This window comes from Neobacillus sp. NRS-1170 (assembly GCF_050468025.1).
Genome location: NZ_JBITPF010000060.1, coordinates 1 through 25,596, shown reverse-complemented (window position 1 = coordinate 25,596; position 25,596 = coordinate 1). Strand labels below are relative to the sequence as shown.

Here is a 25,596-nt window from a genome sequence, read left to right as displayed (position 1 = left end):
ACAAAAAGGTATAAACATTCACTTGGAACCAAGTAATAAAAATGAAGAAGTGATGGTGAATTCGAAATATTTCAAAAAGCTATTTGGACAAAACCTTGACAATGTATATTCCCACAATTACAATTAACATGTATATTTTACATTTTTGGAAATATTACAATGCGAAAAGCCGTAGTGCTTGCTGTATGTTGAGTCTAAACAATGTACATGCCGACACTTAAAAAAAAAATCAAACAAAAGTTCATAGCAAGAGGAGGTGTAACGATGGAACCAATTACTATCATCTCCATTTTGCTTGGCCTTATCGTCGGTGCCGTTGTTGGCTATTTTATTCGTAGATCCATTGCTGAAGCAAAAATAGCGGGGGCAAAGAATGCTGCAGAGCAGATTCTTGAAGATGCGAAACGTGATGCTGATTCATTAAAAAAGGAAGCCCTGTTAGAGGCAAAGGATGAAATTCACAAGCTTCGAACTGAAGCGGAACGTGAGGTTCGTGAACGAAGAAATGAACTGCAAAAACAAGAAAACCGTTTACTGCAAAGAGAAGAGAATTTAGATCGAAAGGATGAAGCGTTAAATAAGCGTGAAATTCTATTAGAAAAGAAGGATGATTCTCTAAACCAAAGACAACAGCATATTGAAGAGATGGAAAGCAAAGTGGACGAGTTGGTACGAACACAACAAACAGAACTTGAACGAATTTCGAGCTTAACTCGTGAGGAAGCTAAGTCGATCATAATAGACCGCATGGAACAGGAACTTACTGTAGAAACCGCGGTTATGATCAAGGAAAGCGAAAATCGTGCAAAAGAGGAAGCTGATAAAAAAGCGAAGGAAATCCTTTCGTTAGCAATCCAACGTTGCGCTGCTGACCATGTTGCGGAAACGACAGTCTCTGTCGTCAACCTTCCAAATGATGAAATGAAGGGCCGTATCATTGGCCGTGAAGGTCGAAACATCCGTACACTTGAAACATTAACAGGAATTGATTTAATTATTGACGATACTCCTGAAGCTGTTATTCTATCAGGCTTTGACCCTATTCGTCGTGAAACGGCTCGCTTAGCACTTGAAAAGCTTGTACAAGATGGCCGTATCCACCCTGCAAGAATTGAGGAAATGGTTGAGAAGTCTCGTCGCGAAGTGGATGAGTATATCCGCGAAGTGGGTGAACAAACCACATTTGAAGTGGGCGTACATGGACTCCATCCAGATCTTATCAAAATTCTTGGCCGCTTAAAGTTCCGTACAAGTTACGGTCAAAATGTGCTTAAGCATTCTATGGAAGTGGCACAGCTTTCAGGTTTGCTGGCCGCTGAACTTGGTCAAGATGAAACATTAGCAAGACGTGCCGGATTGCTTCATGATATCGGTAAAGCAATTGACCATGAAGTGGAAGGAAGCCATGTTGAGATCGGGGTAGAACTTGCAACGAAATACAAGGAACATCCTGTGGTTATCAACAGTATTGCTTCACATCATGGTGATACAGAGCCAACTTCAACCATTGCCGTTTTAGTTGCTGCTGCTGATGCCCTATCTGCTGCAAGACCAGGTGCTCGTAGTGAAACGCTTGAAAACTATATTCGCCGTCTTGAAAAGCTTGAAGAGATTTCAGAATCCTATGAAGGTGTTGAGAAATCCTTTGCTATTCAAGCAGGCCGTGAAGTGCGGATTATCGTTAGACCGGATACGATTGACGATCTTGCTGCACATCGCCTTGCACGCGATATTCGCAAGCGAATCGAAGAAGAGCTCGATTATCCAGGACATATTAAAGTCACAGTTATCCGTGAAACACGGGCTGTAGAATATGCAAAATAAAGCGGTGCGCATGCACCGCTTTATTTTTTGGGGACTCTTAAGCGATTAAATACTGGGCAACTGTGATACAATTTAATCAATACTATTTTTATTTATGAAAGGGCAATAACATGAATTTATTATTTATCGGTGATGTTGTCGGTTCACCTGGAAGAGATATGGTGAAGGAGTACTTGCCAAAGCTCAAAGAAAAATATCGACCTCATTTAACGATTATCAATGGCGAAAATGCCGCAGGTGGAAAAGGAATTACTGAAAAAATTTACCGTCAGTTTTTAGAACAAGGTGCTCAGGCAGTAACATTAGGGAATCATGCCTGGGATAATCGGGAAATTTTTGAGTTTATTGATACAGCCAAATACTTGGTTCGACCAGCAAACTTTCCAAAAGATACGCCGGGGAAAGGGATCGTTTTTCTAAAAATAAATGAGTTTGAAGTGGCAATCATTAATCTGCAGGGACGCACCTTCATGAACCCAATTGATTGTCCCTTCCAAAAAGCAGATGAACTCGTTTCCCTTGCAAAAGCAAGAACCCCCTTTATATTTGTAGATTTTCATGCAGAAGTAACAAGTGAGAAACAGGCAATGGGCTGGTACTTAGATGGAAGGGTATCTGCAGTTGTAGGGACCCACACGCATGTCCAGACGGCCGATAATCGTATCTTGCCTGGGGGAACGGCCTATTTAACAGATGTCGGCATGACTGGCCCATATGACGGCATTTTAGGGGTGGAAAAAGAAGCCGTCCTCAAACGCTTCCTAACAAGCCTTCCGGTTCGGTTTGAAGTACCTTCTGGGGGAAGAAACCAGCTTAGTGCCGTTTTAATTGATTTGGACCGAAAAACAGGCCTTGCTAAAAAGATTCAACCAATTCTAATAAATGATGATCATCCGTTTTATTCTTAGGAGCAAATTACCCAATTTGCTCTTTTTATTTTCCTTTTTATCGTCCAAGCCGGAATATGTCAATTTCAAAGTGAATATAGTAGCAGTGGAATGCTATATACCTGATTTGTTCATGAAACTGCTCATGCGGGATCGGGATTTTACAAGGGGGAGCTAGGAATGGAAATATTAAAAGTTTCAGCAAAATCTAATCCTAATTCTGTAGCTGGTGCACTTGCCGGAGTTCTGCGTGAAAGAGGTGCAGCGGAAATACAGGCTATTGGTGCGGGTGCATTAAATCAAGCCGTAAAGGCAGTAGCCATTGCTCGAGGATTTGTAGCACCTAGCGGAGTTGATTTGATCTGTGTCCCTGCGTTTACCGATATTTTGATTGACGGGGAAGAACGCACAGCTATAAAGTTAATTGTGGAGCCGCGTTAGAGAGAGTATCAGCATTCAAATCGTGGAGAAAAGGAAGCACTATTACCTCTGCCTGTCTGGGTTACATCCAGCAGGTTTTTTTATACCTATTTTTTACAAATATGGTTACAAATTTTCTGAATGGAAACAATGCTATTGAAATTGAAATAATATTATTCTGATATAGAACAGCAAGGTTCAGAGATGTCCATATCGAAAGTACATAAGTAGGTGAAAAATTAGAAAAACTGCATAAGAAAAAAGGATTGAACTGTTGTGATGCAAGGCCTAACGTTGATGTAAATAGCAAAGTTAAAATAATAAAAAAATATACATATTTTAGACAATAATTCGCTTGAAAGGGTTGCAATTTTGAGTACATAGGTCTAGAATTGAAAGCGTTTAGTACGTATCCATTTTTCTAGATTTTATGTCTTTAAAGCGTTAAACAAACAAAATTCTAGTGATTTACTCGGAAAAGTGCTACACTATGAATGATTTAATTACTTATTTTTTACATATCCAAAGGGGTGTAAGTCATGATCAATCAACTTTCGTGGAAAGTTGGCGGACAACAAGGGGAAGGTATTGAAAGTACTGGGGAAATCTTTGCAATCGCACTGAATCGCCTGGGATATTACTTGTATGGTTATCGTCACTTTTCATCTCGTATCAAAGGCGGCCATACGAACAATAAGATTCGCGTGAGCACAACAGAAGTTCGTTCCATTTCTGACGATCTTGATATCCTTGTCGCGTTTGACCAAGAGACAATTGATTTAAATTACAAGGAACTTCACAGTAAAGGTGTAATCCTTGCTGATGCAAAGTTTGATCCAAAAAAGCCTGAAGATACTGAAGCATCCCTGTATGCGGTTCCATTCACAGAGATTGCTACTCAGCTTGGAACTTCTTTAATGAAGAACATGGTTGCTATTGGTGCAACATCTGCAGTATTAGACTTAGATATTCATGTATTTGAAGTAGTAGTTCGCGAGATTTTTGGCAAAAAAGGCGATCAAGTTGTTGCGAAAAACATGGATGCCATCAAAGCGGGCTTTGATTATATGAAAGAAAAAATGGATGCAAATGTTCCAACAATGGTACTTGAAAAAGCAGATGGCAAACATCGTATGTTTATGATTGGAAATGATGCGATTGCTTTAGGCGCACTTGCTGCTGGATGCCGTTTCATGGCTGCATACCCTATTACACCTGCATCTGATATCATGGAATATTTAATTAAAAAATTACCTGCCGTTGGCGGTACAGTTATCCAGACAGAAGATGAAATCGCTGCAGCTACCATGACAATTGGAGCAAGCTACGGTGGTGTTCGTGCACTTACTGCTTCTTCAGGTCCTGGATTATCATTGAAAATGGAAGCAATTGGACTAGCTGGTATTACAGAAACTCCGCTTGTTATTGTGGACACTCAACGTGGTGGTCCTTCAACAGGGCTTCCGACAAAACAAGAACAATCAGATTTAATGGCAATGATTTATGGTACACATGGTGAAATTCCGAAAATCGTTATGGCTCCAAGTACTGTACAAGAGGCTTTCTATGATACTGCTGAAGCGTTCAACTTGGCAGAAGAGTATCAATGCCCTGTCATCGTTTTATCTGACCTTCAATTATCTTTAGGAAAACAAACAGTTGAACCGCTTGATGTTTCTAAAGTCGAAATTAGACGCGGTAAGCTTGTAAGTGAAGAGCTTCCTGAAATTGAAAACAAAGGTTACTTTAAGCGTTACGAAGTTACAGAAGATGGTGTTTCACCACGTACAATTCCAGGAATGAAAAATGGTATTCACCATGTTACTGGAGTAGAGCATGCTGAAACAGGTAAACCATCTGAATCTGCAACAAATCGGAATGCTCAAATGGATAAACGTTTCCGGAAGGTTGAAAATATTCGCTTTAATACACCTGTTTATAAAAATGCGCCACACGAGGATGCAGATCTGTTAATCGTTGGTTTTAACTCAACACGTGGTGTGATCGAAGAAGCGATGGGACGCTTAGAAAAAGATGGATTGAAAGTAAACCATGCACAAATTCGTTTAATTCATCCATTCCCTTCAGACGAAGTGCTTCCACTTGTTCGTTCTGCCAAAAAAGTGATTGTAGTGGAAAACAATGCGACTGGACAGTTAGCAAATATCATGAAAATGAATATCGGTCATGCTGAAAAAATTACTAAATTCCTAAAATATGACGGAAATCCATTTTTGCCTCACGAAGTTCATTCAAAATGTAAGGAGTTGTTCTAAATGGCCACTTTTAAAGACTTTCGAAATGATGTAAAACCGAACTGGTGCCCAGGCTGTGGCGACTTCTCTGTACAGGCTGCAATGCAACGTGCGGCGGCAAATGTTGGTCTAGTACCGGAAAATTTAGCCGTTATTTCAGGGATTGGCTGTTCTGGTCGTATCTCTGGTTATATCAATGCTTACGGTTTCCATGGAATCCATGGCCGTTCACTTCCAATTGCCCAAGGTGTTAAAATGGCCAATCGTGATTTAACGGTTATCGCTTCCGGTGGTGACGGTGACGGTTATGCAATTGGTATGGCTCATACCGTTCACGCCATTCGCCGTAACATTGACATTACCTACGTTGTAATGGATAACCAAATTTATGGTTTAACAAAAGGACAAACATCTCCACGTTCGGCTGTTGGATTTAAAACAAAGTCTACGCCGATGGGGTCAATCGAACAATCGATTTCACCTATGGAATTGGCTTTAACAGTAGGAGCTACTTTTGTTGCTCAAAGTTTCTCTACTGATTTAAAAGACCTTACAGCATTAATTGAAGCGGGGATTAATCATAAAGGCTTCTCATTAATCAATGTATTTAGCCCATGTGTAACCTATAATAAAGTAAATACCTACGACTGGTTTAAAGAAAACTTAACAAAGCTTAGTGATGTTGAAGGATACGATCCATCAAACCGTGAAATGGCAATGCAGACATTAATGAAGCATAACGGCTTAGTTACTGGACTAATTTACCAAAACACGGAGCGTCCATCTTATCAAGAATTACTAACTGGTTACTCAGAAGATCCGTTAGTAGATGCAAATCTAAACCTTGATCAAGCACACTTCGATAAATTAGTTGCAGAATTTATGTAATAATCATTAAAATTCCGGGAAAATGTATTTCTCGGGATTTTTTTCATTATTTAAGTGAAAAACATCACATATAAATTGACTCTCTTCCATTATCATTATTATTTGACGGCATTATTATGATTACATAATTATCTATATAGTAGCGTGTTTACAGGGTTTGCTATTGTTTTCAGTCTTGTAAACCTTTATACTATAATAATGTGCAGATGGAGCAATCGGCATCCTATCTTTTTAGCACAGGTAAATAATTACAAACAATAATCTTATAGACGTATTTTATTTTAAATGAAAGGGGTCTTTACACACATGAATGAAAAGCAACGATTAGAAGGTCAGAAAGTAGCAGCTGCTAATTCTTCGGACAAAAAATCCGCCAAGGATTATAGCAAATACTTTGAGCAAGTCATTACCGCACCTTCTTTAAAAGATGCAAAAAAGCGTGGTAAAGAAGAAGTTAAATATCATAATGATTTTGCTATTCCTGAAGAATTCAAAGGAATGGGTGAAGGTAGAAAGTTCTATATTAGAACATATGGCTGCCAAATGAACGAGCATGATACGGAAGTTATGGCTGGGATCTTTTTAGCATTAGGCTATGAGCCAACAGACAATACGGAGGATGCCAACGTTATTCTCCTCAATACCTGTGCCATCCGTGAAAATGCTGAGAATAAAGTATTTGGCGAACTTGGCCACTTAAAAGCATTGAAAATGGAAAAGCCAGACTTACTACTAGGTGTATGCGGATGTATGTCTCAAGAGGAATCTGTAGTTAATAAAATCTTGAAAACGTATCAACAAGTTGACATGATTTTTGGAACTCACAATATTCACCGCTTGCCAAATATTTTGCATGAAGCCTATATGTCAAAGGAAATGGTAATTGAAGTATGGTCTAAGGAAGGAGACGTTATTGAAAACCTTCCAAAAGTCCGCCGCGGAAATATCAAAGCCTGGGTTAACATTATGTACGGTTGTGATAAATTTTGTACGTATTGCATTGTTCCGTATACACGTGGGAAAGAAAGAAGCCGTCGTCCAGAAGAAATTATCCAAGAGGTGCGCCATTTGGCAGCACAAGGCTACCAGGAAGTTACCTTACTTGGTCAAAACGTAAATGCTTATGGTAAAGATTTAGAAGGCATGAATTATGGTTTAGGCGACTTGATGGATGAATTGCGTAAGATTGATATCCCAAGAATTCGTTTTACGACGAGCCATCCACGTGATTTTGATGATCACTTAATTGAAGTTCTTGCCAAAGGCGGAAATTTAATGGATCATATCCATTTACCAGTTCAATCTGGTTCAACAGATGTATTAAAAATTATGGCTCGTAAATACACAAGAGAGCAATATCTGGAGCTTGTTAAAAAGATTAAAGCAGCCATTCCAAATGTTGCTTTGACCACAGATATTATTGTTGGGTATCCAAACGAGACGGATGAACAGTTTGAAGAAACGATGTCTCTATATAAAGAAGTGGGTTATGAATTAGCCTATACATTTATTTACTCTCCACGGGAAGGAACTCCTGCTGCCAAAATGGAGGATAATGTCCCAATGGAAGTAAAGAAAGCGCGTCTACAGCGTTTAAATGCTCTTGTGAATGAACTTTCTCTCGAAGCAATGAAAAAGCACGAGGGTCAGGTTCTTGATGTACTTATCGAAGGCGAAAGTAAGAATAACCCTGATGTCCTTGCCGGGTACACTTCAAGAAACAAGCTTGTGAACGTCGTAGCGCCTAAAACAGCTATCGGAAAAATCATCAAAGTAAAAATTACAGAAGCCAAAACATGGTCATTAAACGGAGAAATGGTTGAAGAACTAGAAGCAGCAGAGGTGAAATAAGGTGGCGAAGTATACTAAAGACGATATCGTCGCTCGTGCTACAGAATTAGCACGGATGATTGCAGAAACAGAAGAAGTTGACTTTTTTAAACGAGCAGAAGCTCAAATTCATGAAAATCCTAAGGTTAAAACATTAATTTCAGATATTAAAGGTTTGCAAAAGCAAGCAGTGAACCTTCAACATTATGGGAAACCAGAAGCATTGAAAAAGGTGGAAGACAAAATTGCATCTATTGAACAGGAATTGGATGAAATTCCTGTTGTTCAAGACTTTAAGCAATCTCAAGTGGATGTAAATGAATTGCTTCAGATTATTGCTTCAACCATTTCTAATACTGTAACCGACGAAATCATCATTTCCACTGGTGGGAACGTATTGATGGGGGAAACAGGTGCCAGTATGAAAAGTGGCGGCGGAGAATGTGCCAGCCACGACGACTGCGATCACGATCATTAATCAATAGAGCCAGGCTTATTAAATAAGCCGGCTCTATTTTTTTACCTTTTTTTAAAGTACAAGTCAAATAGGCACATACCTAGTTAACCCGCATAAAATGAATCATATCTAAACATTTAACCAGTATTTCCAAAATTATATATCACACTAGTCTATAAATTAGCATAGGATGAATTGAAACTGAATGAGGAGGGTTCGCGCGAAATGGGAGATTACAGAGAGATATTTGCAAAAGCCGTCGTAGCGAAAGGACGTAAATTTACCCAGTCCAATCATACAATAAGCCCGGCACACAGTCCAACCAGCATCCTTGGCTGTTGGATCATCAACCATAAATATAACGCGAAGAAAGTCGGCAAGACTGTAGAGATACACGGCTCGTATGACATCAACGTTTGGTACTCTTTTAACGATAACACCAAAACAGAAGTAGTAACTGAACGTGTTACCTACACAGATGTCATTAAGTTAAAGTATCGTGATCATGACTGCTTGGATGACAATGAGATTGTTGCCCGCGTGCTGCAGCAGCCAAATTGTACAGAAGCAGTTATCTCCCCAAATGGTAATCGCATCATTGTACATGTGGAAAGGGAATTCCTTGTTGAAGTGATTGGCGAGACAAAAATTTGTGTTGCCGTCTCTAAAAGCCATAAATGTGATGACGATGACTGGGGAGCGGATGTAGACGACGAAGAATTTGAAGAACTAAATCCAGATTTCTTAGTCGGCGGAGAAGAAGAATAACATGAACTAGGAGGTTTTTACTTCCTAGTTTTTTTCTTTTTGGCTGTGTTAAAGGCCGTTGTTGATTTTATAACAATGTTGATTGGAGCGGAAGGCGCTCAGACTCCAGCGGGAGTACGGGGCAGGGGAGACCCCACAGGCGCTTTAGCGCCGACGAGGCTTCCCGGCACGCCCGCTAACCGCTTGCGCTTGGAGCGCAAATCAACAATAAAGTTTAACAAAGATGAATTTTTTCCAGCAAAAGGATGCACCTTAATTCTAGGAGGTGTGATTCATTGGAACCTAGACAACCGGGAAATAAAAAGCTGCCTGATTTTGATCATTTAAACGACCGAATTATTGCAGAAAGCTCATCAGAACCAATGCTCGTCATTAAAACAAATCTGGACCCAAAAGATTCAACAGAAAATAATCCATATTATCATGACACTGACGCCAAAAATCCAAAAGCGTTTAAGGAGTATTTTGAAGAATAGGATAAGCCAGGTAAACTTTAACCCTGGCTTTTTGTCCATTCTGGTTTTAATAATGACAAAACATATGTATCATGATTTTGATCATTTTGTCTAATGTAACCCCGCAGCAACCCTTCATTCGTAAAGCCAATTTTTTTTAGTAGATGTAAGGATGCCTCATTTTCTGGATATACAACGGCTCCGATTCGAAATAAGTCCAATTGGCCAAAGGAAAATCGCAGAACCTCATTAATTGCCTCGCTGGCATATCCTTTTTTCCAAAAGGCTGGATGCAATTCATAGCCGATTTCGGCTCGTTTATTTTTCAAATTCAGGACATTTAATCCGATTGTACCAATAATCCTTTGATTTTCCTTCAGTTTGATTCCCCAGCGGATCCCGCGCTTTTCATGAAAGTTTTTCTGGAACATGTCAATTAATCGTGTTGCTTCCGCCTGCAAAATGAAGGGGTCGGTCCCATAAAACCTCGTAACTTCTTCTAATGATAAAATTTCATAAATGCTATCCATATGTTTATGCGTTATTTCAATTAATTTCAGTCTTTTCGTTCCTAAAATGGGAAAATCCAAATGTTATCACCCCTTATTTATCAGTGTAAAGGGTGAGGTATTAAAAATAAAGATATTATCAATCTAGGAATAACATTTTTTCTTGATTGAATGTAAGATAAGATGAGAAAATATTTTTAGCAAAGTTTTTCGAATTGAGGGTGTGTGAATGCAGCTAGGCAAATATATATCATTAATAGAAACCGAATTATTACCGCAAATTTTTCTAAGTACTCCGAGCCCTTTCGATCCTATCATTGTCGAAAATCGTTCAAGCTCATGGAGAACGGTAGGAAGCGGTAATTACGCTGGGGTTTTTTCGAACGATGTTAATCCTTTATTGGTTGTAAAGGTTTACGGAAGAGATCCTGATGAGTTAAAAAAAGAAATTGAAGTCTATAAAAAATTAGGGGACCATAAAGCATACTCCAATCTCTATGCATATAGTGACAGCTATTTAGTTTTAAAAAAAATTGACGGGATTACTTTATTTGATGCTTTAGTAAAGGGTGTACCAATTCCTGAAAGTGTGATTGAGGATATTGATAATGGGCTGGAATATGCTCGATCGGTTGGTTTGAATCCCTTCGATGTTCACGGCAAAAATGTCGTCATGTCAAATGGACGCGGATATATCGTGGATGTTTCAGATTTCTACAAGCATGGCTATTGCAGTAAGTGGGATGACTTAAAAAAAGCGTATTACAAGATTTATAAACCTTTTCTTAAAAAATACCATCCTTCGATTCCTTTTTATGTTGTGGATGGTATTAGAAAAGGATATCGATTATACAGGAAGTTTTTTAGAAAGGCGGGAAAAATGTGAATTTCCCTTTCTATATTTTCGGCATCCATCCCCATTTGTTATTTGAATCATTAGCGTACTTTATTGGCTTTCGTGTATATTTATACACCCGAAATAAAGAAAGAATACCAATGGATAAAGCCTTATGGGTTATTGTTGGTGCCACTTTAGGTGCTGCCATTGGTTCAAAATTTCTCTATTGGCTGGAAGACCCGAACAAGACACTGGAAAACTGGGATAATCTTGTTTATCTGATTGAAGGAAAAACAATTGTTGGCGGTTTGTTAGGTGGTTTAATAGGGGTTGAAACAGCGAAAAAATGGATCGGTTGGACCCGTTCTACTGGTGATGATTTTGTTCTCCCATTAGCAGTTGGAATGATGATTGGGAGAATAGGCTGCTTTTTAACTGGTTTAGATGACCATACATATGGGGTTGCTACTTCATGGATAACCGGTGTTGACTTTGGGGATGGAATAAATCGCCATCCAACCCAATTATATGAAATTGTTTTCTTGGGGATTTTAGCTATGGTGCTTTTTCAATTTAAAAAGAAAAATATCGGCTGGGAAGGATTGCTGTTCCAGCTATTCATGTTAAGTTACCTTACGTTTCGCTTCATGATTGATTTTATTAAACCTACTCCGCATCCATATTGGATTCTTAATAATATTCAGCTTGCTAGTTTACTAGGAATCGCGTATTACATATGGCTGATAAATAAAAAACAAATAGAAAAAAGGAGAGAAATCCATGCCTAACCGTCCTTATTTATTTTATGAGTTAACAAACAGTATTTGTTCGACTTGTTTACGGAAGGTGGAAGCGAAAGTTATTATTGAAAACGAAAAAGTCTTCCTTGTGAAGCATTGTATCCACCATGGAAGAGAAAAGGTTTTGATTTCAAGGGATGTCGAATATTATAAATGGTGCCGTGAGTTCATAAAGCCTTCGGAAATGCCGTACCGCTGGAATACCCCCATTAAATATGGCTGTCCTTATGATTGCGGTCTATGCCCAGACCATGAACAACACAGTTGTTTGACCTTATTAGAAATTACCGAGAAATGCAATCTTCAATGTCCCATTTGCTATGCCGAGTCATCACCCCATAAAGGCGGCTTCCGCAGTCTCGAAAAAATCGAATTTATGCTCGATAACATTATTAAAAATGAACGGAATCCTGATATTGTCCAGATTAGCGGCGGGGAACCGACGATACATCCGCAGTTTTTTGAAATACTTGATATGGCAAAAGCGAGGCCTATTCGGCATATTATGGTGAATACAAATGGGCTTCGTATTGCGAATGATAAAGAATTTGTGAAGCGTTTGGCCACCTATTCTCCAGGTTTTGAAATCTATCTTCAATTTGATAGTTTTGAAAAAGAAGCCCTTGAGGAATTGAGGGGAGTAGATTTAAGAGATGTTAGACAAAAAGCGATCGAGAATTTAAATGAATACAATATTTCAACGACGCTAGTTGTTACTTTGAAAAAGGGTTTGAATGACCAGGAGGTAGGAAAAATCATTCAATATGGCCTGAAACAAAAATGTATCAGAGGGGTCACTTTCCAACCAATTCAAGCTGCTGGCAGATTGGAAGACTATGATCCTTCAACCAATCGCTTAACCTTAAGCGAAGTCCGGCAAATGATCATCGACCAGTCCAATGTGTTTGGTACAAAGGATATCATACCAGTTCCGTGTCACCCAGATTGTCTTGCCATGGGCTACGCTCTGAAACTAAATGGTTCAGTTACCCCTTTAACAGGATTAATTGATCCAAATATTCTGCTTGAAGGAGAACGAAATACTATCGTTTTTGAGCAGGACGATAATATTAAAAATATGATTTTTAAATTGTTCTCATTAAATCATTCACCAGATTCCTCGGCATTGTCGCTGAAAGATTTATTATGCTGTTTACCAAAGGTAGCAATGCCAGGTCCGATTGGCTATGACAATGTGTTCCGCGTCATCATTATGCAATTTTTAGATGCCTATAATTTTGATGTCCGCTCAGTCAAGAAATCCTGTGTTCATATCGCACATCCAGATGGCCGTATCATTCCATTTGATACCTATAATTTATTTTACCGTGATGATAAAGAGCAAGAGCTTATGAAAATTCGAGCTGAGCTTGAGGGGAAAACCTTCATTAACGCTGAATAAAAAGGGAGTGTAGCTATTTGAGTCAAAATCAGGGGAATCAGAAGGACGGCTCCTTAAAAGACCTATGGATTGGAATTGGGATCACACTCGGAATTTACTTGATTGGATTACTAGTATTATTAATTGGCTCACCTTTTTTTCTTGGTTATGTAGGTTTAGCTGCAATCGCCCTTTTGGTGATTCCAATTGTATGTTTCACAAAAGGAAAAAAACGGATGGGCCAAGGTGCATTAATTGGAATTGGATTAAATATTTTATTATTTACCGCGTGTTTTGGAATTCTCATTTCTAATTTTTAAGTTGATGATAAGTAATGCAGCAGGCACAATTTCTTTTGGGCCTGCTTTTTAAATGATGTGCAAATAATCGGTCGAAAAGAGGTGGCATAGAGCCATGCTGTTCTTAAAATTATAATAAAATTCGATGAGAGCGGTTCATAAAACCCGACAGTTAAAAATTTTAGCTTTGACGGTCGATAAGAACGGTTCATAAATCCCGCAAGCTAAGAATTTTAGCTTTGACGGTCGATAAGAACGATTCATAAAGCCCGTCAGCTAAGGATTTTCCCCTTGACGGTCGATAAGGGCGGTTCATAAAGCCCGTCAGCTAAGGATTTTCCCCTTGACGGTCGATAAGAACGGTTCATAAAGCCCGCCAGCTAAGGATTTTCACCATGACGGTCGATATGAGCGGTTCATAAAGCCCGTCAGCTAAAGATTTTCCCTTTGACGGTCGATAAGAGCGGTTCATAAAGCCCGCCAGGACAGAATTTTAACCTTGACGGTCGATAAGGGCGGTTCATAAAACCTGTCAGCTCAGAAATTTCGCCATGCCGGTCGATAAGAACGGTTCATAAATCCAGTCTGTTCATTGGGCACTTAAATTGATTAATTAATCATTTCAATATCACTGTAAACATATTCATTAAAGAGTATGTAAACAGGGAGTGGTGGAATAAATGGATGATCGTCAATTTCGTAACGCAATGGGGAAATTTGCTACAGGCGTAACAGTGGTGGCAACACAAGTGGATGGAAAGATGCATGGAATGACAGCAAATGCCTTCATGTCTGTCTCTCTTAATCCGAAACTAGTAGTAGTCTCAATAGCTGAAAAAGCACACATGCTGGAAAAAATGAAACAAAGCAAATCGTTTTCGGTGAATATATTGGCTGCTGATCAGCAGGAATTGTCGATGATATTTGCTGGACAACTTAAAGAACATCGTGAAGTACATTTTGACTGGCTGGGAGGAGTACCTGTTTTAAATGGGTCGCTGGCGCAAATTACCTGTGAAGTCTCAGCTGCTCATGTAGAAGGTGACCATACCTTGTTTATTGGGAGAGTCAAAGAAATCAACATAGAAGACTATGAGCCGCTTATTTATTTCAGTGGAAGGTACCGGAAATTAACAGAGGAATAATCTCTATTTTAGAAAAAATCTTTCAGCTAAAATTTTACCTGAAACCTAATTCCGAAAAATGCGCCGTGATATCTGGCGCATTTTTTGTGTTAATTTCGGCTGTAGAATTACAGCTAGTAAAAGAAAGTACATATTTTTAAGCTTTTTTGAGAGAACTCCCTTAACTAAAATCGAATACTTATTTTCTTTAATTAACCTTTTGAATCCAATGTTTCTACTAAAATATTTTGATTATTTGATATTGAGTGTGTATTTGTAATATTATGAAATTAAGAGGTTTATTCTATGATAGCAAAGAGGGGTTTTAAGTATAGATTTTCTGAAGAAAAAGCTGTTACCGTTTAGTCATAAGTTTTAATGGAGGGCGACACTAATGGATATTCAAAAAGCAGCAACTGCCTTATTGGAGGCGGAAATCCACAAAAAACCGATTAAGCCTTTCACGTCATCAACAGAAGTTATTTCTGTTGATGATGCCTATCAAATCCAGCTTCAGCAAATCCGCCGAAAGGTAGAAAATGGTTCGGTGATTGTTGGAAGAAAAATTGGCCTTACAAGTAAAGCCATGCAGGAAATGTTTAATGTAAATCAACCTGATTATGGACATATCCTAAATGACATGATTTTTGACGATGGTGAGACCATATCGCTTGATCGATTTATTCAGCCGAAAGTCGAATTTGAAATTGCCTTTGTCTTGAAAAAAGATTTACAAGGTCCTGGGATTACGTTAAAGGATGTAATTGATGCAACAGATTATGTTGTTCCGGCATTGGAAATCATCGATAGCAGGATAAAGGATTGGCAGATAAAATTCGAAGATACAGTAGCTGACAATGGTTCATCAGCCGGGGCGATAATCGGTAAAAAAACGACCCCAATCAATGGTCATGACCTCGCTAGAATTGGGATGAGGGTTTATAAAAACGGTGAATTTTTAGATTCAGCAGTCGGAGCAGCGGTAATGGGACATCCGGCCATGGCGGTTGCCTGGCTGGCAAATGCGCTCGGCAGCTACGGAATTTCTCTTCATGCAGGAGAATTCATTCTAGCAGGAGCACTTTCAAAGGCAGTTGTCATCGAACGTGGTGACACTTTCACGGCAGAATTTGATCATCTTGGTTCAGTATCTGCAAGGTTTAAATAGGAAATGAAATGGAGACTCCTTGTATACAGAATGTAAGGAGTCTTTATATTAACTAAATTTTGATGAATGAGAGGAGACAGGAAAATGGGGTTACAGATTGTAAGATTTGAAAAAGACCAAAAAGAACGATGGGGAGTTCTTTCAGGAGAAACAATCAGTGTATTACAAGGTACATATAGCAGCTTAGCTGATTTTTTGGAAAAGGGGAAAGAGGAAGCAGCAAAAATAAAAGAACAGGCAAAGGCAGAGAGCATTTCATTAAATGAAGTAACATTGTTGAGTCCGGTGACCAAGCCCGCGAGAATAATTTGTCAGGGTGTAAATTACGCTACACATCGTTCAGAGACAGGAATGGAAGCAACAAGGCCGCCTTTCAATATGATTTTTAGTAAAGCAGATAGTTCTCTGTGCGGTGCATATAGTGAAATTGTTCGTCCTTTGAATGTAAAACTGCTGGACTATGAACTTGAACTAGGGCTGGTAATCGGAGCGGATATCACAGAGCAAGTGAAAGTGAACGACGAAAATCTTCATCAATATATTGCCGGTCTGGTTATTGTTAATGACGTTTCTGCCCGTGATGTACAATTACCTCAGGGCCAATGGCTAAAAGGAAAAAGCTTTCGAACTTTTTGTCCTGTAGGTCCTTATCTTTACTTGCTTGACAAGGATGAACTGCCGTTGATTCATGATCTTCAGCTAAATCTTTGGGTAAATGATGAATTAAGGCAATCCTGCAACTCTAGTCAACTATTATATAAGCCTGCTGAAACACTATCTGAGCTCTCAGAGGTGATGGATCTTTCTCAAGGGGATCTGATCGTAACCGGCACTGGCGGCGGGGTCGCACTGAATCTTTCACCAGAAGTAAATGCGCTGCTATCAAATTTGTCTGTCCCGTATCAGCAAAAGCTGGATTTGCTTGTGGAAAAGCAATTAGAAGGTGGAAAATACCTTAACGATGGCGATATCATTCGCTGCCAAATTAAAAGTGCAAATGGGAAAATGGATCTCGGCGAGCAAAAAAATAAAGTGGTTAAGAGCAAAAACCTTATTAGTTCAATATAGACCCTTGAATTGAATCCGTAAGGAAAGGAGAAACAAGATGATTGTACAACTTGATAACGTCTCGTTGAAGCGGGATGGAAAGTGGATTTTACAAAACGTTAAGTGGCAAATTGAAAAAGGGGACCATTGGGTATTATTTGGATTAAATGGCTCCGGTAAAACAGCCATCTTAAATCTGCTTAACGCGTACTTTTTCCCGACAAAAGGGAAGATAAATGTACTAGGAATGGAATTCGGAAAAAGCTACCTGGGTGAGAAGCTTCGAAAGCAGATTGGGTTTGTTTCGTCCTCCCTTCAAGAAAAATTCCATTCCGGAGATAATGCCTTTGAAGTGGTCCTAAGCGGAGCATTTGCTTCCATTGGACTATACGAAATCCCAACAGATGAAATGAGAGAAAGGGCAGGTTCTTTAATAGAGGTGCTTGGCTGCAACGCGTATGCCAACCGAAATTATGAAACATTATCCCAAGGAGAAAAGCAGCGGGTCCTGATTGCCCGTGCCTTAATGGCTGACCCATCTTTGCTCATACTTGACGAGCCAACCAACGGATTGGACTTTATTGCCCGTGAGCAGCTGTTGGAATCTATCGAAAGTATTGCGGCACAGCCTGATGCGCCAACCATTATCTATGTAACTCATCATGTGGAGGAAATCCTGCCAGCTTTCAATAAAACACTATTACTGAAAGAAGGGCAGGTTTATGCAGCTGGAAATACAGAAGAAATGATTTCAAGTGAAAATCTCACTCCATTCTTCGAGCTCCCTGTAAATGTCTTTTGGGAGAATAACCGACCGCTTCTTTCTAAAAAGAAAGAGAAAGTTTTCTCAACGTAATTATCAAAAAGAGGGAATCAAGTTTCCTTCTTTTTGGTTCGAAAATTGTTCAAAAAGTATCGTGTGCTTTTGAAATCAATTTTGGTTACGAAGTGTCATTTTATATGCATGAACAAAATGTTCGAACTTGGCATACATTGCTTTAAGGAATTTAACTTAAAGGATGGTCTATATGTCCGGTTTTCCAATTCAAGTTAAAATTGATACTGTTACTGGCGGGGTTATCCAATTTGGCGGAGCAGTATTTGTATCTCCCAAAAATGCTTTGAAGAGTACACATGGTTCAGGCGCTTCAAATAATGGTGTTAATATCCTAAATATTAATGGGCCTAGTGCAACCAACACAGTGGATCTTGATGTAATTGACCAGCCAATTGTTAATGATAATTAATTTAAGTTATTTGATGTTTAGGTGTGTAATAAAAAACCGCTTCCTAAAAAAATTGAGGAGGCGGTTTTTAATTTAATAAAGTAATTTCCAGAATATAGACATTTTTATTTCTCTCTAATGTGGGAATAACATAATGGAAATAGTTATAGTTAAATCTCGAAGCTTAGGGAGGTAAAAATATGATATGGAAGGGAAGACGGCAAAGCACGAACATTGAAGATAGAAGAGGCATAGGTGTTGGTGGCAAAACCATGATTGGCGGCGGTATTGGCGGAGTAATTATTCTCATCCTCTTTACAATGCTCGGAGGAAACCCTGGAGATATAATTAGTAACACACCATCAAATACAGATTCAAATTTAAATGTTTCATACAATGAATCGGCACAAGAGAAGGAACAAGCTGGCTTTGTTTCAGTAGTCCTGGCTGATACAGAGGATGTCTGGTCAGATGAATTTAAGAAGAGAGGGCTGAAATACGAAAATCCTAAGCTTGTTTTGTACAGAGGCAGTGTCCAGTCAGCCTGTGGGTCGGCCAGTGCGGCAGTAGGGCCGTTTTATTGTCCGGCTGACCATAAACTTTACATTGATTTGAGTTTTTATGAAGAGTTAAAACAAAAATTCCAGGCACCTGGTGACTTTGCAATGGCGTACGTCATCGCCCATGAGGTAGGACACCACGTCCAAACCCTTCTGCATCTGGGAGATCAAGAATCCGCAGCCGAAAAACGAACAAATGAGTACTCTGTCCGGTTTGAATTGCAGGCCGATTATTTGGCGGGTGTTTGGGCTCACTATGCAGAGGGGAAAGGCTATCTTGAAAAAGGCGACCTTGAAGAGGCACTGAATGCGGCAAAGGCTGTAGGTGATGATAATATCCAGAAGAAAGCACAGGGCTATGTTGTTCCTGAAAGCTTCACCCACGGAACCTCTGAGCAGAGAAAACGCTGGTTTAATAAGGGATTTGAAAAGGGAACGATTGAGGGCGGAGATACCTTTAAAGCGGCAAACCTTTAAGGTTTAAACCGTTCGAACGAAAGAAGGATGAATCTGGAAAGTGTAATCTTTAGTAGATTCATCCTTTATTTTTATTGATTGGTTTCAACTGGCAGCCAGGTTTGGGACCATTTTTCTATTTCTTTTATAATCGGCTGTAAAGCTTGCCCTTTTTCGGTTAAGGAATATTCAATTCGTACTGGTGTTTCCGGGAATACTTCACGTTTAACGATATCAAGATTTTCTAAATCCTTTAGTCGCTCCGAAAGAACCCTCCCGCTTATTCCCATAGAAGATTCTAATGCGCAGAAGCGCTTCGGTCCTGATAACAATTGATAAAGGACAAGACCGGTCCACCGTTGGCTCAGGATCCCCATGGCTTTTTCGAATCGAGGACACATGATAGACTGATTCATTGTTCATCACCCTTTATTAGTATATTATTATTAATTGTATAATTACAATATATTACAAATTAATTTGACATAAGTAAGTTTTAAAAATATAATTACTTACATAAAGTAACTAACTAATTTCATTTTACTCTAACCAATTGGTTTTATCAATACGTCATTAACATAAAAAAGGGGTTTTCAATCATGAATATGGAGTCGGATGTTTGCATTGTAGGTGCAGGTCCCGGCGGCGCCCTTTTAGGATATTTGCTTGCGAAAAAAGGCATTTCAACGATTGTTCTCGAACGTCATGAGGGGATAGACAAGGAATTCAGGGGCGAACATCTTAATCAGGACGGAGAAAGAATCTTAAAAAAACATGGTCTTTATCATAAAGTCGAGCAAGCTGGACTGCTTTTTATGGACCGAATCGAATATAGGTACAATGGAGAGGTAATCAAGACAGTCACACCTGCCCATGGAGAGAAACATGTCGGTATCCATGTTCCACAAAAGAATTTGTTAAGTGCGTTGATTTCAGCTTCTGAATCCTTTACGAATTACAAATTGATGATGTCGACAAAGGTGACTGAGTTAATTTTTGATAAAACTGGCAGTGTTGCCGGTCTGAAAGCTAATAAGGGCGACGAAGAAATGACCATCCACTGTAAGGTCGTTGTTGGTGCAGATGGGCGGTTCTCGTCTGTAAGAAAACTGGCAGAATTCCCCTTTACAACGATTAAACATGGGTATGATCTGCTATGGGCAAAGATTCCAAGTCCGGCAGGTTGGGAGCCGGTCATTAAAAATGCACTAATCGATGGACAGCAGCTTGCTTTATTTACTCAAGCAGGCGGGTTTATCCAGATTGGCTGGAATATTGAGGAGAATTCGTATCCAACTTTGAAAAAACAATCTTTCGCTCCATTTATTGAGCGAGTAATAGCGGCTTTTCCAGAGTTAACTGAAACGCTTCGAACACGAATTCAATCCTGGAACGATTTTATTTTATTAAAGGTACAAAGCTGTCAATGTCCAACCTGGGTAATGGACGGAGTCGTGATTATGGGGGACGCAGCTCATACGATGAGTCCGACTGGAGCCTTTGGCATTAATTGTGCCTTAATGGATGCGGATTCTTTAGTTGATGTCATAAGCGAGGCACTGTACAAACAGGATGTGAGTGCTGCTCAATTAAAACAGTTTGAACTTTCGCGGCGTGATGACGTCAAAAGACTACAAATGCAGCAGTTTGTGAAAGAGAGAACGTATCAAGATAATTTTGTCGTTTCGGTATTATCTTAAATCTATGAAAATATAGAATCGGGGGAAATCATAGTGGAACAAGTACAATTAAATTCAAATGTTTCCTCTTTATTAGAGGATAAAATAAAAATGATAAAGAAAGGCAATGAAGCCATTTATCTGGTTGGGCCAATCAAGCTGCCTGTTAACTTAGATGGGAAAACAGTCGAGTTTAAATGGTATAGCTGGCTGAAGAGCGAAAATGCAACGGAAGATTTTCAGCGTGTGATTGATCAATTATCTTCTGCTAATCTAGCAGATTATCAGCAATCAAGTGTGCTCATTTTTGGGGATTTTGAATATGGTGAGGAGGCATTAATTAGAATGCACTCGATCTGCCATACGGGAGACATCTTTGGCAGCAAGCGCTGCGATTGTGGTTTTCAGCTTAAACAATCGATGAAGATGATTACCGAACATGGAACAGGGGCTTTATTTTATTTAGCCAATCATGAAGGCAGAGGTATTGGCTTATTTAGCAAGGCAATCGCCTATATCCTTCAGGAAAATGGATTCGATACCGTAGAGGCGAATGAGGAACTTGGTTTTGCGGATGATTCAAGGAACTACGATGATGCCATCGAAGTCCTTAGAGCATTAAGAACCAAACCGGTAACACTCATTACAAACAATCCGAAAAAACTTAAAGCATTGAAAGCAGCGGGGCTTCCTGTTTCCGGAAGAACTCCACTTTGGGGGGATATCTCCGAGTACAATGAAAAATACTTACAAACGAAAGTAAAAAAATCAGGACATATGGGGTAGGTGCGAGCAAGGAGAAATTTTCCTTGCTTTTTTTCACATTATAAAAAGGTATGAATGAATTTGAAGGATGATGAACGTGGATGAACTGTTGAGTAAATGCTGGCTAATTAAAAATGCATTTAAAATAGATGTACAAGTGGTTGATCATCAATTACAAACGATATTACACATATCAGATGACAGTGAGCCTTACATATTTATTGAAAGTCGAAAGAGAATGTATGTAGACGTTCAAAAAGCGGTAGAAGAGGCAAATAAATATAGTTTTTGTTTTCATACAGATTCTTTTCAACTTTCGTATTTGGCAGTTGGCCTGCATGAGGATGGACAGTTTCAAGGGATGTTTTTAGCAGGACCTTTCTTGAATGAGCGGGTAACTGACCAATTTATTTGGAATGTCATGAAGGAAAATCATCTTGAAAATAATTGGTTAAAACCAATTGAGAAATTTTATAAATCATTACCTTATTTGGGACAATCCTACTTGGCAATCGGGGATTTGTTAGTCAATTTATTAGTTAATCCGCGGGTTGCCTCCCAATTCATTACGACGAAAAAAAGCAATGAGCCCTATCAACCGGATGTACAGCCGCAGAATTATGATATGGATGGGTTTGAAGTTAAATTAAGGTATGAGGCAGAGAAGAAATTTTTACATTTTATCGAATTAGGTGATAAAGAAAATGCAATGAAAGCTTTGATTGACTATACAGGTGATTTTTCATATAGAGTTCCGGGGAATCCTTTGAGGGCGAAAAAGAATCTTAGTTTTTCAAGCAATACGCTGAACCGGTTAGCGGCTGCAAAGGGAGGAGTGGAACCTCAGTATTTACATGCGATTTCGGAAAAATTTGCCCTTAGGATTGAGGCAGCGGTTACAATGGCTGAATTAGATTCGTTAAGCTTCAATATGATAGATGAATATTGTGAGGCGGTTAAGAATTTTGCTTTTAAAGGTCACAGTAAAGTGGTAAGGAAAGCGTTAATGTATATCAATCTCAATTTTCAGGAACCAATCAATTTGCAAAAGATAGCAGATGAAATTGGGGTTAATCGGTCCTACCTCGCGAAGAAATTTAAAGAAGAAATGAATATTAGTTTGATTGATTATCTTCATCAAAAGCGAATTAATGAGGCAGTTTTTCTTATGGAACAAGGGCGGTTATCCATAACTGACATTGGATTACAAGTGGGATTTAGCAGCTATAACTATTTTTGTAAAATATTTAAAGAGGTAAAAGGAATGACCGCTACAGATTTTATCAAGGCGGTACATAAATAGAAAAATATTTATTACCAGTAGGCAATTTTATATAAAAGTCAGCAATTTTGGGTGTGAAACCGTGTTCAAAACGCTAATATGAATCTAAGGGATATGCATCAAGCTTAGGAGGCGTTAATTATGGAACAAAAACATAAACAGCCGAATCTAGAAGTTAGAGTCAAGAATATCATTGAAGTTGATGGATTAAAATTTAAAGATTTGAATGGGAATGGGAAACTGGATCCTTATAAGGATTGGCGATTGAGTCCGAAAGAACGTGCCGAGAATCTAGTATCATTGATGAATATCGATGAAAAGGTCGGTATGATGCTTATCAATACACGTCAGATGGGCCTTTCTCAAAAAGATAAGAGCAAGACAAGTCATGATGGCGTGCTGGATGAAGGTATTGTGGAGAAAGGTGAAAATATTTTTGCTGCTTCAAAAATATGGGGAACAACCCATACCATTGAAAATATGCATTTGCGGCACTTCATTCTTCGTGACAATTGGAGCCCGGCTCAAATGGCGGAGTGGGTCAATACCATGAATGAGGTATGTGAGGGAACACGCCTTGGTATTCCTTGTTTAATCGCATCGAATTCAAGAAACGAAAATACAGAGTTTATCTTTGGTATGAATGATGCAGCTGGGATTTTCTCCACTTGGCCGGGAACGTTAGGACTTGCTGCAGCAGCTAAAGGTGAGATTAAAAATGGCGGCGATGCCTCCCTTATCAGCCAATTTGCCGAAATTGCACACGATGAGTGGGATGCGGTTGGGATAAGAAAGGGTTATATGTATATGGCTGATACCGTCACAGACCCAAGATGGCAGCGGATTTATGGTACGTTTGGTGAAGACCCGGAATTTATTTCAGATGCGATCGGACGTCTGATTGATGGATTTCAAGGGGAGGAAGTAGGAAACCATAGTATTGCGATGACAACCAAGGATTTTCCTGGCGGCGGAGCAAGGGAAAATGGATTTGATCCTCATTATGAAGAAGGAAAGTGGAATCTATACCCAACGCCAGGAAGCTTAGAAAAGTATCACCTGCCGCCGTTCCAGGCAGCGTCAGAACATGGAACTTCATCATTTATGCCCTATTACTCCATTCCAAGCATCAAAAAAAGTGTAGTCCAAGAATTCCAAGGTGAAGACATCCCTTTTGAAGAGGTGGGCTTCACATTTAATCATTATTTCTTAAATCATATCCTTAGAGGAAAGCTTGGGTTCAAAGGATATATCAATAGTGACAGCGGTGTTACAAATAAAATGAGCTGGGGCGTTGAATCCTTAAGCGAAGCAGAACGTTTTGCAAAAGCGATCAATGCCGGAACAGATCTTGTTTCAGATACAAATGATGTTGAAAATCTTAAAAAGGCCATCGAAAACGGCTGGATCAGTGAAAAACGCATCGATGAAGCAAATGTAAGACTCCTTACAGAAATGTTTGCTTTAGGACTATTCGATGATCGGACCTACGTTTCACCAGATCATGCCACTGAAGTGGTTAGTAATCCGGCTAACTGGGGTGCAGCATATGAAGCACATAAAAAATCAGTAACTGTTCTAAAAAACCATAAACAGACCTTGCCATTAACAGCGGATAAGCTTGAGAATAAGAAGGTTTATATAGAAGTTTTTCACAAGGAACCAGAACGAGCAGCTTCTTACACGGAAAAAGCAAGGAAGGAATGCCAAGAGTTAGGCCAATTTACTTTGACGGATAACTACGAAGAAGCTGATGCAGCGATTTTGTTTTTAAGTCCAAAATCCGGTGCTTATTTCAACGCGACACCTGGACTTTTAGAACTTGAAATATGCGAGAATAAGACTTTAACTGCTTTAGATGGTTCTACGTATCAAGAAACTACTTTGACTGAAATGGGTCATCTAAAGGAAGTAGCGGACAGTATCCATATCCGAGGAGGAAAAGTCATTATTAGCGTGAATGTCATTCTGCCGTGGATCCTTGGAAATGTTGAACCTCTTGCAGATGTATTGATTGCGGGATACGATACCTACTATAAGGCGCAGTATGAGGTAATGGCGGGCAATAGCCGTCCAGTTGGGATATTACCGTTAACATTGCCTGCGAGTAATGCAGTCATAGCAGTTGATGAAAATGGTAATTGTGTGTCAAGAAACGATGTACCAGGTTACGACAAGGATCAATATATGCCTGACGGACTCCAATATGCCTATAAGGATAGCGATGGTAATGTCTATAAGCTTGGTCATGGGTTAACATTTTAATACAGCTAAAGGCAGGCAAGAATTCTTGTCTACCATGAAAAAGCGTTAAACCCTGGTCAATGGGGTTTGACGCTTTTTTTTATTTATTAATTGTTATTTGATATGCAAAAAACCGCCTCATATCCAAGTAGCAGCTAATAAAGCCCGTCAGCACTAAAAAATGGTGGAAACGGTCGATAAGAGCGGTTCATAAAGCCCGTCAGCAGTAAAAAATAGAGGCGACGGTCGATAAGAGCAGTTCATAAAGCCCGTCAGCACTAAAAAATAGAGTCGAAGGTCGATAAGAGCGGTTCATAAAGCCCGTGAGCACTAAAAAATGGAGGCGACGGTCGATAAGAGCGGTTCATAAAGCACGTGAGCACTAAAAAATGGAGGCAACGGTCGATAAGAATGGATAAAGTCCATATAATTGT

General features: G+C 39.3%; 25 protein-coding genes. 23 read left to right on the top strand and 2 right to left on the bottom strand.

Annotated elements, in window-relative coordinates:
- Positions 1–264: 264 nt before the first annotated feature.
- From rny to ACIFOT_RS23430, 9 genes are all read left to right on the top strand, one after another.
- Positions 265–1,824, top strand: coding sequence for a ribonuclease Y (gene rny / locus ACIFOT_RS23470; protein ID WP_430068591.1), 1,560 nt, complete (start codon positions 265–267; stop codon positions 1,822–1,824).
- A 110-nt stretch (positions 1,825–1,934) separates the two neighbouring features.
- Positions 1,935–2,732 carry a TIGR00282 family metallophosphoesterase gene (locus ACIFOT_RS23465; protein ID WP_430068588.1) on the top strand — a complete coding sequence of 266 codons (798 nt, stop codon included), beginning with the start codon at positions 1,935–1,937 and terminating at the stop codon, positions 2,730–2,732.
- A gap of 159 nt (positions 2,733–2,891) precedes the next feature.
- Positions 2,892–3,152 (top strand): stage V sporulation protein SpoVS, encoded by a 261-nt coding sequence (gene spoVS / locus ACIFOT_RS23460; protein WP_038541258.1) that lies wholly within the window; start codon positions 2,892–2,894, stop codon positions 3,150–3,152.
- 518 nt (positions 3,153–3,670) lie between these two features.
- Positions 3,671–5,407, top strand: coding sequence for a 2-oxoacid:acceptor oxidoreductase subunit alpha (locus tag ACIFOT_RS23455; RefSeq protein ID WP_430068585.1), 1,737 nt, complete (start codon positions 3,671–3,673; stop codon positions 5,405–5,407).
- A complete protein-coding gene (locus ACIFOT_RS23450; protein ID WP_335715205.1) occupies positions 5,408–6,274 on the top strand; it encodes a 2-oxoacid:ferredoxin oxidoreductase subunit beta in 867 nt (288 codons plus the stop codon). It begins immediately after the preceding gene.
- Between the two features lie 306 nt (positions 6,275–6,580).
- On the top strand, positions 6,581–8,125 hold the full coding sequence (gene miaB / locus ACIFOT_RS23445; protein ID WP_430068582.1) for a tRNA (N6-isopentenyl adenosine(37)-C2)-methylthiotransferase MiaB: 1,545 nt from the start codon (positions 6,581–6,583) through the stop codon (positions 8,123–8,125).
- A 1-nt stretch (position 8,126) separates the two neighbouring features.
- Positions 8,127–8,582: a RicAFT regulatory complex protein RicA family protein gene (locus tag ACIFOT_RS23440; RefSeq protein WP_335715203.1), complete on the top strand. Its 456-nt coding sequence runs from the start codon at positions 8,127–8,129 to the stop codon at positions 8,580–8,582.
- Positions 8,583–8,786: 204 nt separating this feature from the next.
- Positions 8,787–9,329: an outer spore coat protein CotE gene (locus tag ACIFOT_RS23435; RefSeq protein ID WP_430068579.1), complete on the top strand. Its 543-nt coding sequence runs from the start codon at positions 8,787–8,789 to the stop codon at positions 9,327–9,329.
- A gap of 275 nt (positions 9,330–9,604) precedes the next feature.
- Entirely contained in the window at positions 9,605–9,805 is a 201-nt protein-coding gene (locus ACIFOT_RS23430) for a hypothetical protein (RefSeq protein WP_430068577.1), read from the top strand.
- 17 nt (positions 9,806–9,822) lie between these two features.
- Here the strand turns inward: ACIFOT_RS23430 and ACIFOT_RS23425 are convergent, their stop codons facing one another.
- On the bottom strand, positions 9,823–10,374 hold the full coding sequence (locus tag ACIFOT_RS23425) for a GNAT family N-acetyltransferase (RefSeq protein WP_430068574.1): 552 nt from the start codon (positions 10,372–10,374) through the stop codon (positions 9,823–9,825).
- A gap of 148 nt (positions 10,375–10,522) precedes the next feature.
- Between ACIFOT_RS23425 and ACIFOT_RS23420 the strand changes: the two genes are divergently transcribed.
- From ACIFOT_RS23420 to ypfJ, 10 genes are all read left to right on the top strand, one after another.
- Complete coding sequence (locus ACIFOT_RS23420) at positions 10,523–11,179, top strand: serine/threonine protein kinase (protein WP_430068571.1); 657 nt, start codon at positions 10,523–10,525, stop codon at positions 11,177–11,179.
- Complete coding sequence (locus ACIFOT_RS23415) at positions 11,176–11,919, top strand: prolipoprotein diacylglyceryl transferase (protein ID WP_430068568.1); 744 nt, start codon at positions 11,176–11,178, stop codon at positions 11,917–11,919. Before ACIFOT_RS23420 ends, ACIFOT_RS23415 begins: the two co-directional genes overlap by 4 nt.
- Positions 11,912–13,333: a radical SAM protein gene (locus tag ACIFOT_RS23410; protein WP_430068566.1), complete on the top strand. Its 1,422-nt coding sequence runs from the start codon at positions 11,912–11,914 to the stop codon at positions 13,331–13,333. Before ACIFOT_RS23415 ends, ACIFOT_RS23410 begins: the two co-directional genes overlap by 8 nt.
- A 17-nt stretch (positions 13,334–13,350) precedes the next feature.
- Positions 13,351–13,632: a hypothetical protein gene (locus tag ACIFOT_RS23405; RefSeq protein ID WP_430068563.1), complete on the top strand. Its 282-nt coding sequence runs from the start codon at positions 13,351–13,353 to the stop codon at positions 13,630–13,632.
- 659 nt (positions 13,633–14,291) lie between these two features.
- Positions 14,292–14,756, top strand: a complete 465-nt coding sequence (locus tag ACIFOT_RS23400; RefSeq protein WP_430068560.1) for a flavin reductase family protein — start codon at positions 14,292–14,294, stop codon at positions 14,754–14,756.
- Positions 14,757–15,129: 373 nt separating this feature from the next.
- Entirely contained in the window at positions 15,130–15,903 is a 774-nt protein-coding gene (locus ACIFOT_RS23395) for a 2-keto-4-pentenoate hydratase (protein ID WP_430068558.1), read from the top strand.
- An 84-nt stretch (positions 15,904–15,987) separates the two neighbouring features.
- Complete coding sequence (locus tag ACIFOT_RS23390) at positions 15,988–16,971, top strand: fumarylacetoacetate hydrolase family protein (protein ID WP_430068555.1); 984 nt, start codon at positions 15,988–15,990, stop codon at positions 16,969–16,971.
- A gap of 37 nt (positions 16,972–17,008) precedes the next feature.
- Complete coding sequence (locus ACIFOT_RS23385; RefSeq protein ID WP_430068552.1) at positions 17,009–17,806, top strand: ABC transporter ATP-binding protein; 798 nt, start codon at positions 17,009–17,011, stop codon at positions 17,804–17,806.
- A gap of 172 nt (positions 17,807–17,978) precedes the next feature.
- Positions 17,979–18,197, top strand: coding sequence for a spore germination protein (locus ACIFOT_RS23380; RefSeq protein WP_430068549.1), 219 nt, complete (start codon positions 17,979–17,981; stop codon positions 18,195–18,197).
- A gap of 179 nt (positions 18,198–18,376) precedes the next feature.
- Positions 18,377–19,213 carry a KPN_02809 family neutral zinc metallopeptidase gene (ypfJ, locus tag ACIFOT_RS23375; RefSeq protein ID WP_430068547.1) on the top strand — a complete coding sequence of 279 codons (837 nt, stop codon included), beginning with the start codon at positions 18,377–18,379 and terminating at the stop codon, positions 19,211–19,213.
- A 71-nt stretch (positions 19,214–19,284) separates the two neighbouring features.
- Here the strand turns inward: ypfJ and ACIFOT_RS23370 are convergent, their stop codons facing one another.
- Positions 19,285–19,608, bottom strand: a complete 324-nt coding sequence (locus ACIFOT_RS23370; protein WP_430068544.1) for a winged helix-turn-helix transcriptional regulator — start codon at positions 19,606–19,608, stop codon at positions 19,285–19,287.
- A gap of 183 nt (positions 19,609–19,791) precedes the next feature.
- On the opposite strand from ACIFOT_RS23370, the gene ACIFOT_RS23365 reads away from it, so the two are divergent.
- From ACIFOT_RS23365 to ACIFOT_RS23350, 4 genes are all read left to right on the top strand, one after another.
- The gene (locus ACIFOT_RS23365; RefSeq protein WP_430068542.1) at positions 19,792–20,892 is read left to right on the top strand and encodes an FAD-dependent monooxygenase; all 1,101 of its coding nucleotides are present in this window, start codon (positions 19,792–19,794) and stop codon (positions 20,890–20,892) included.
- Positions 20,893–20,925: 33 nt separating this feature from the next.
- A complete protein-coding gene (locus tag ACIFOT_RS23360; RefSeq protein ID WP_430068539.1) occupies positions 20,926–21,657 on the top strand; it encodes a GTP cyclohydrolase II in 732 nt (243 codons plus the stop codon).
- A gap of 76 nt (positions 21,658–21,733) precedes the next feature.
- Positions 21,734–22,939, top strand: coding sequence for a helix-turn-helix transcriptional regulator (locus ACIFOT_RS23355; RefSeq protein WP_430068536.1), 1,206 nt, complete (start codon positions 21,734–21,736; stop codon positions 22,937–22,939).
- A gap of 120 nt (positions 22,940–23,059) precedes the next feature.
- Entirely contained in the window at positions 23,060–25,183 is a 2,124-nt protein-coding gene (locus tag ACIFOT_RS23350) for a glycoside hydrolase family 3 protein (RefSeq protein ID WP_430068534.1), read from the top strand.
- The last annotated feature ends 413 nt before the right edge of the window (positions 25,184–25,596 follow it).

Bases quoted from the DNA above. Each gene is read 5' to 3' on its own strand.
- rny (WP_430068591.1), top strand. From the start codon at position 265: ATGGAACCAATTACTATCATCTCCATTTTGCTTGGCCTTATCGTCGGT.
- ACIFOT_RS23465 (WP_430068588.1), top strand. From the start codon at position 1,935: ATGAATTTATTATTTATCGGTGATGTTGTCGGTTCACCTGGAAGAGAT.
- spoVS (WP_038541258.1), top strand. From the start codon at position 2,892: ATGGAAATATTAAAAGTTTCAGCAAAATCTAATCCTAATTCTGTAGCT.
- ACIFOT_RS23455 (WP_430068585.1), top strand. From the start codon at position 3,671: ATGATCAATCAACTTTCGTGGAAAGTTGGCGGACAACAAGGGGAAGGT.
- ACIFOT_RS23450 (WP_335715205.1), top strand. From the start codon at position 5,408: ATGGCCACTTTTAAAGACTTTCGAAATGATGTAAAACCGAACTGGTGC.
- miaB (WP_430068582.1), top strand. From the start codon at position 6,581: ATGAATGAAAAGCAACGATTAGAAGGTCAGAAAGTAGCAGCTGCTAAT.
- ACIFOT_RS23435 (WP_430068579.1), top strand. From the start codon at position 8,787: ATGGGAGATTACAGAGAGATATTTGCAAAAGCCGTCGTAGCGAAAGGA.
- ACIFOT_RS23420 (WP_430068571.1), top strand. From the start codon at position 10,523: ATGCAGCTAGGCAAATATATATCATTAATAGAAACCGAATTATTACCG.
- ACIFOT_RS23410 (WP_430068566.1), top strand. From the start codon at position 11,912: ATGCCTAACCGTCCTTATTTATTTTATGAGTTAACAAACAGTATTTGT.
- ACIFOT_RS23400 (WP_430068560.1), top strand. From the start codon at position 14,292: ATGGATGATCGTCAATTTCGTAACGCAATGGGGAAATTTGCTACAGGC.
- ACIFOT_RS23395 (WP_430068558.1), top strand. From the start codon at position 15,130: ATGGATATTCAAAAAGCAGCAACTGCCTTATTGGAGGCGGAAATCCAC.
- ACIFOT_RS23390 (WP_430068555.1), top strand. From the start codon at position 15,988: ATGGGGTTACAGATTGTAAGATTTGAAAAAGACCAAAAAGAACGATGG.
- ACIFOT_RS23385 (WP_430068552.1), top strand. From the start codon at position 17,009: ATGATTGTACAACTTGATAACGTCTCGTTGAAGCGGGATGGAAAGTGG.
- ACIFOT_RS23380 (WP_430068549.1), top strand. From the start codon at position 17,979: ATGTCCGGTTTTCCAATTCAAGTTAAAATTGATACTGTTACTGGCGGG.
- ypfJ (WP_430068547.1), top strand. From the start codon at position 18,377: ATGATATGGAAGGGAAGACGGCAAAGCACGAACATTGAAGATAGAAGA.
- ACIFOT_RS23370 (WP_430068544.1), bottom strand. From the start codon at position 19,608: ATGAATCAGTCTATCATGTGTCCTCGATTCGAAAAAGCCATGGGGATC.
- ACIFOT_RS23365 (WP_430068542.1), top strand. From the start codon at position 19,792: ATGAATATGGAGTCGGATGTTTGCATTGTAGGTGCAGGTCCCGGCGGC.
- ACIFOT_RS23350 (WP_430068534.1), top strand. From the start codon at position 23,060: ATGGAACAAAAACATAAACAGCCGAATCTAGAAGTTAGAGTCAAGAAT.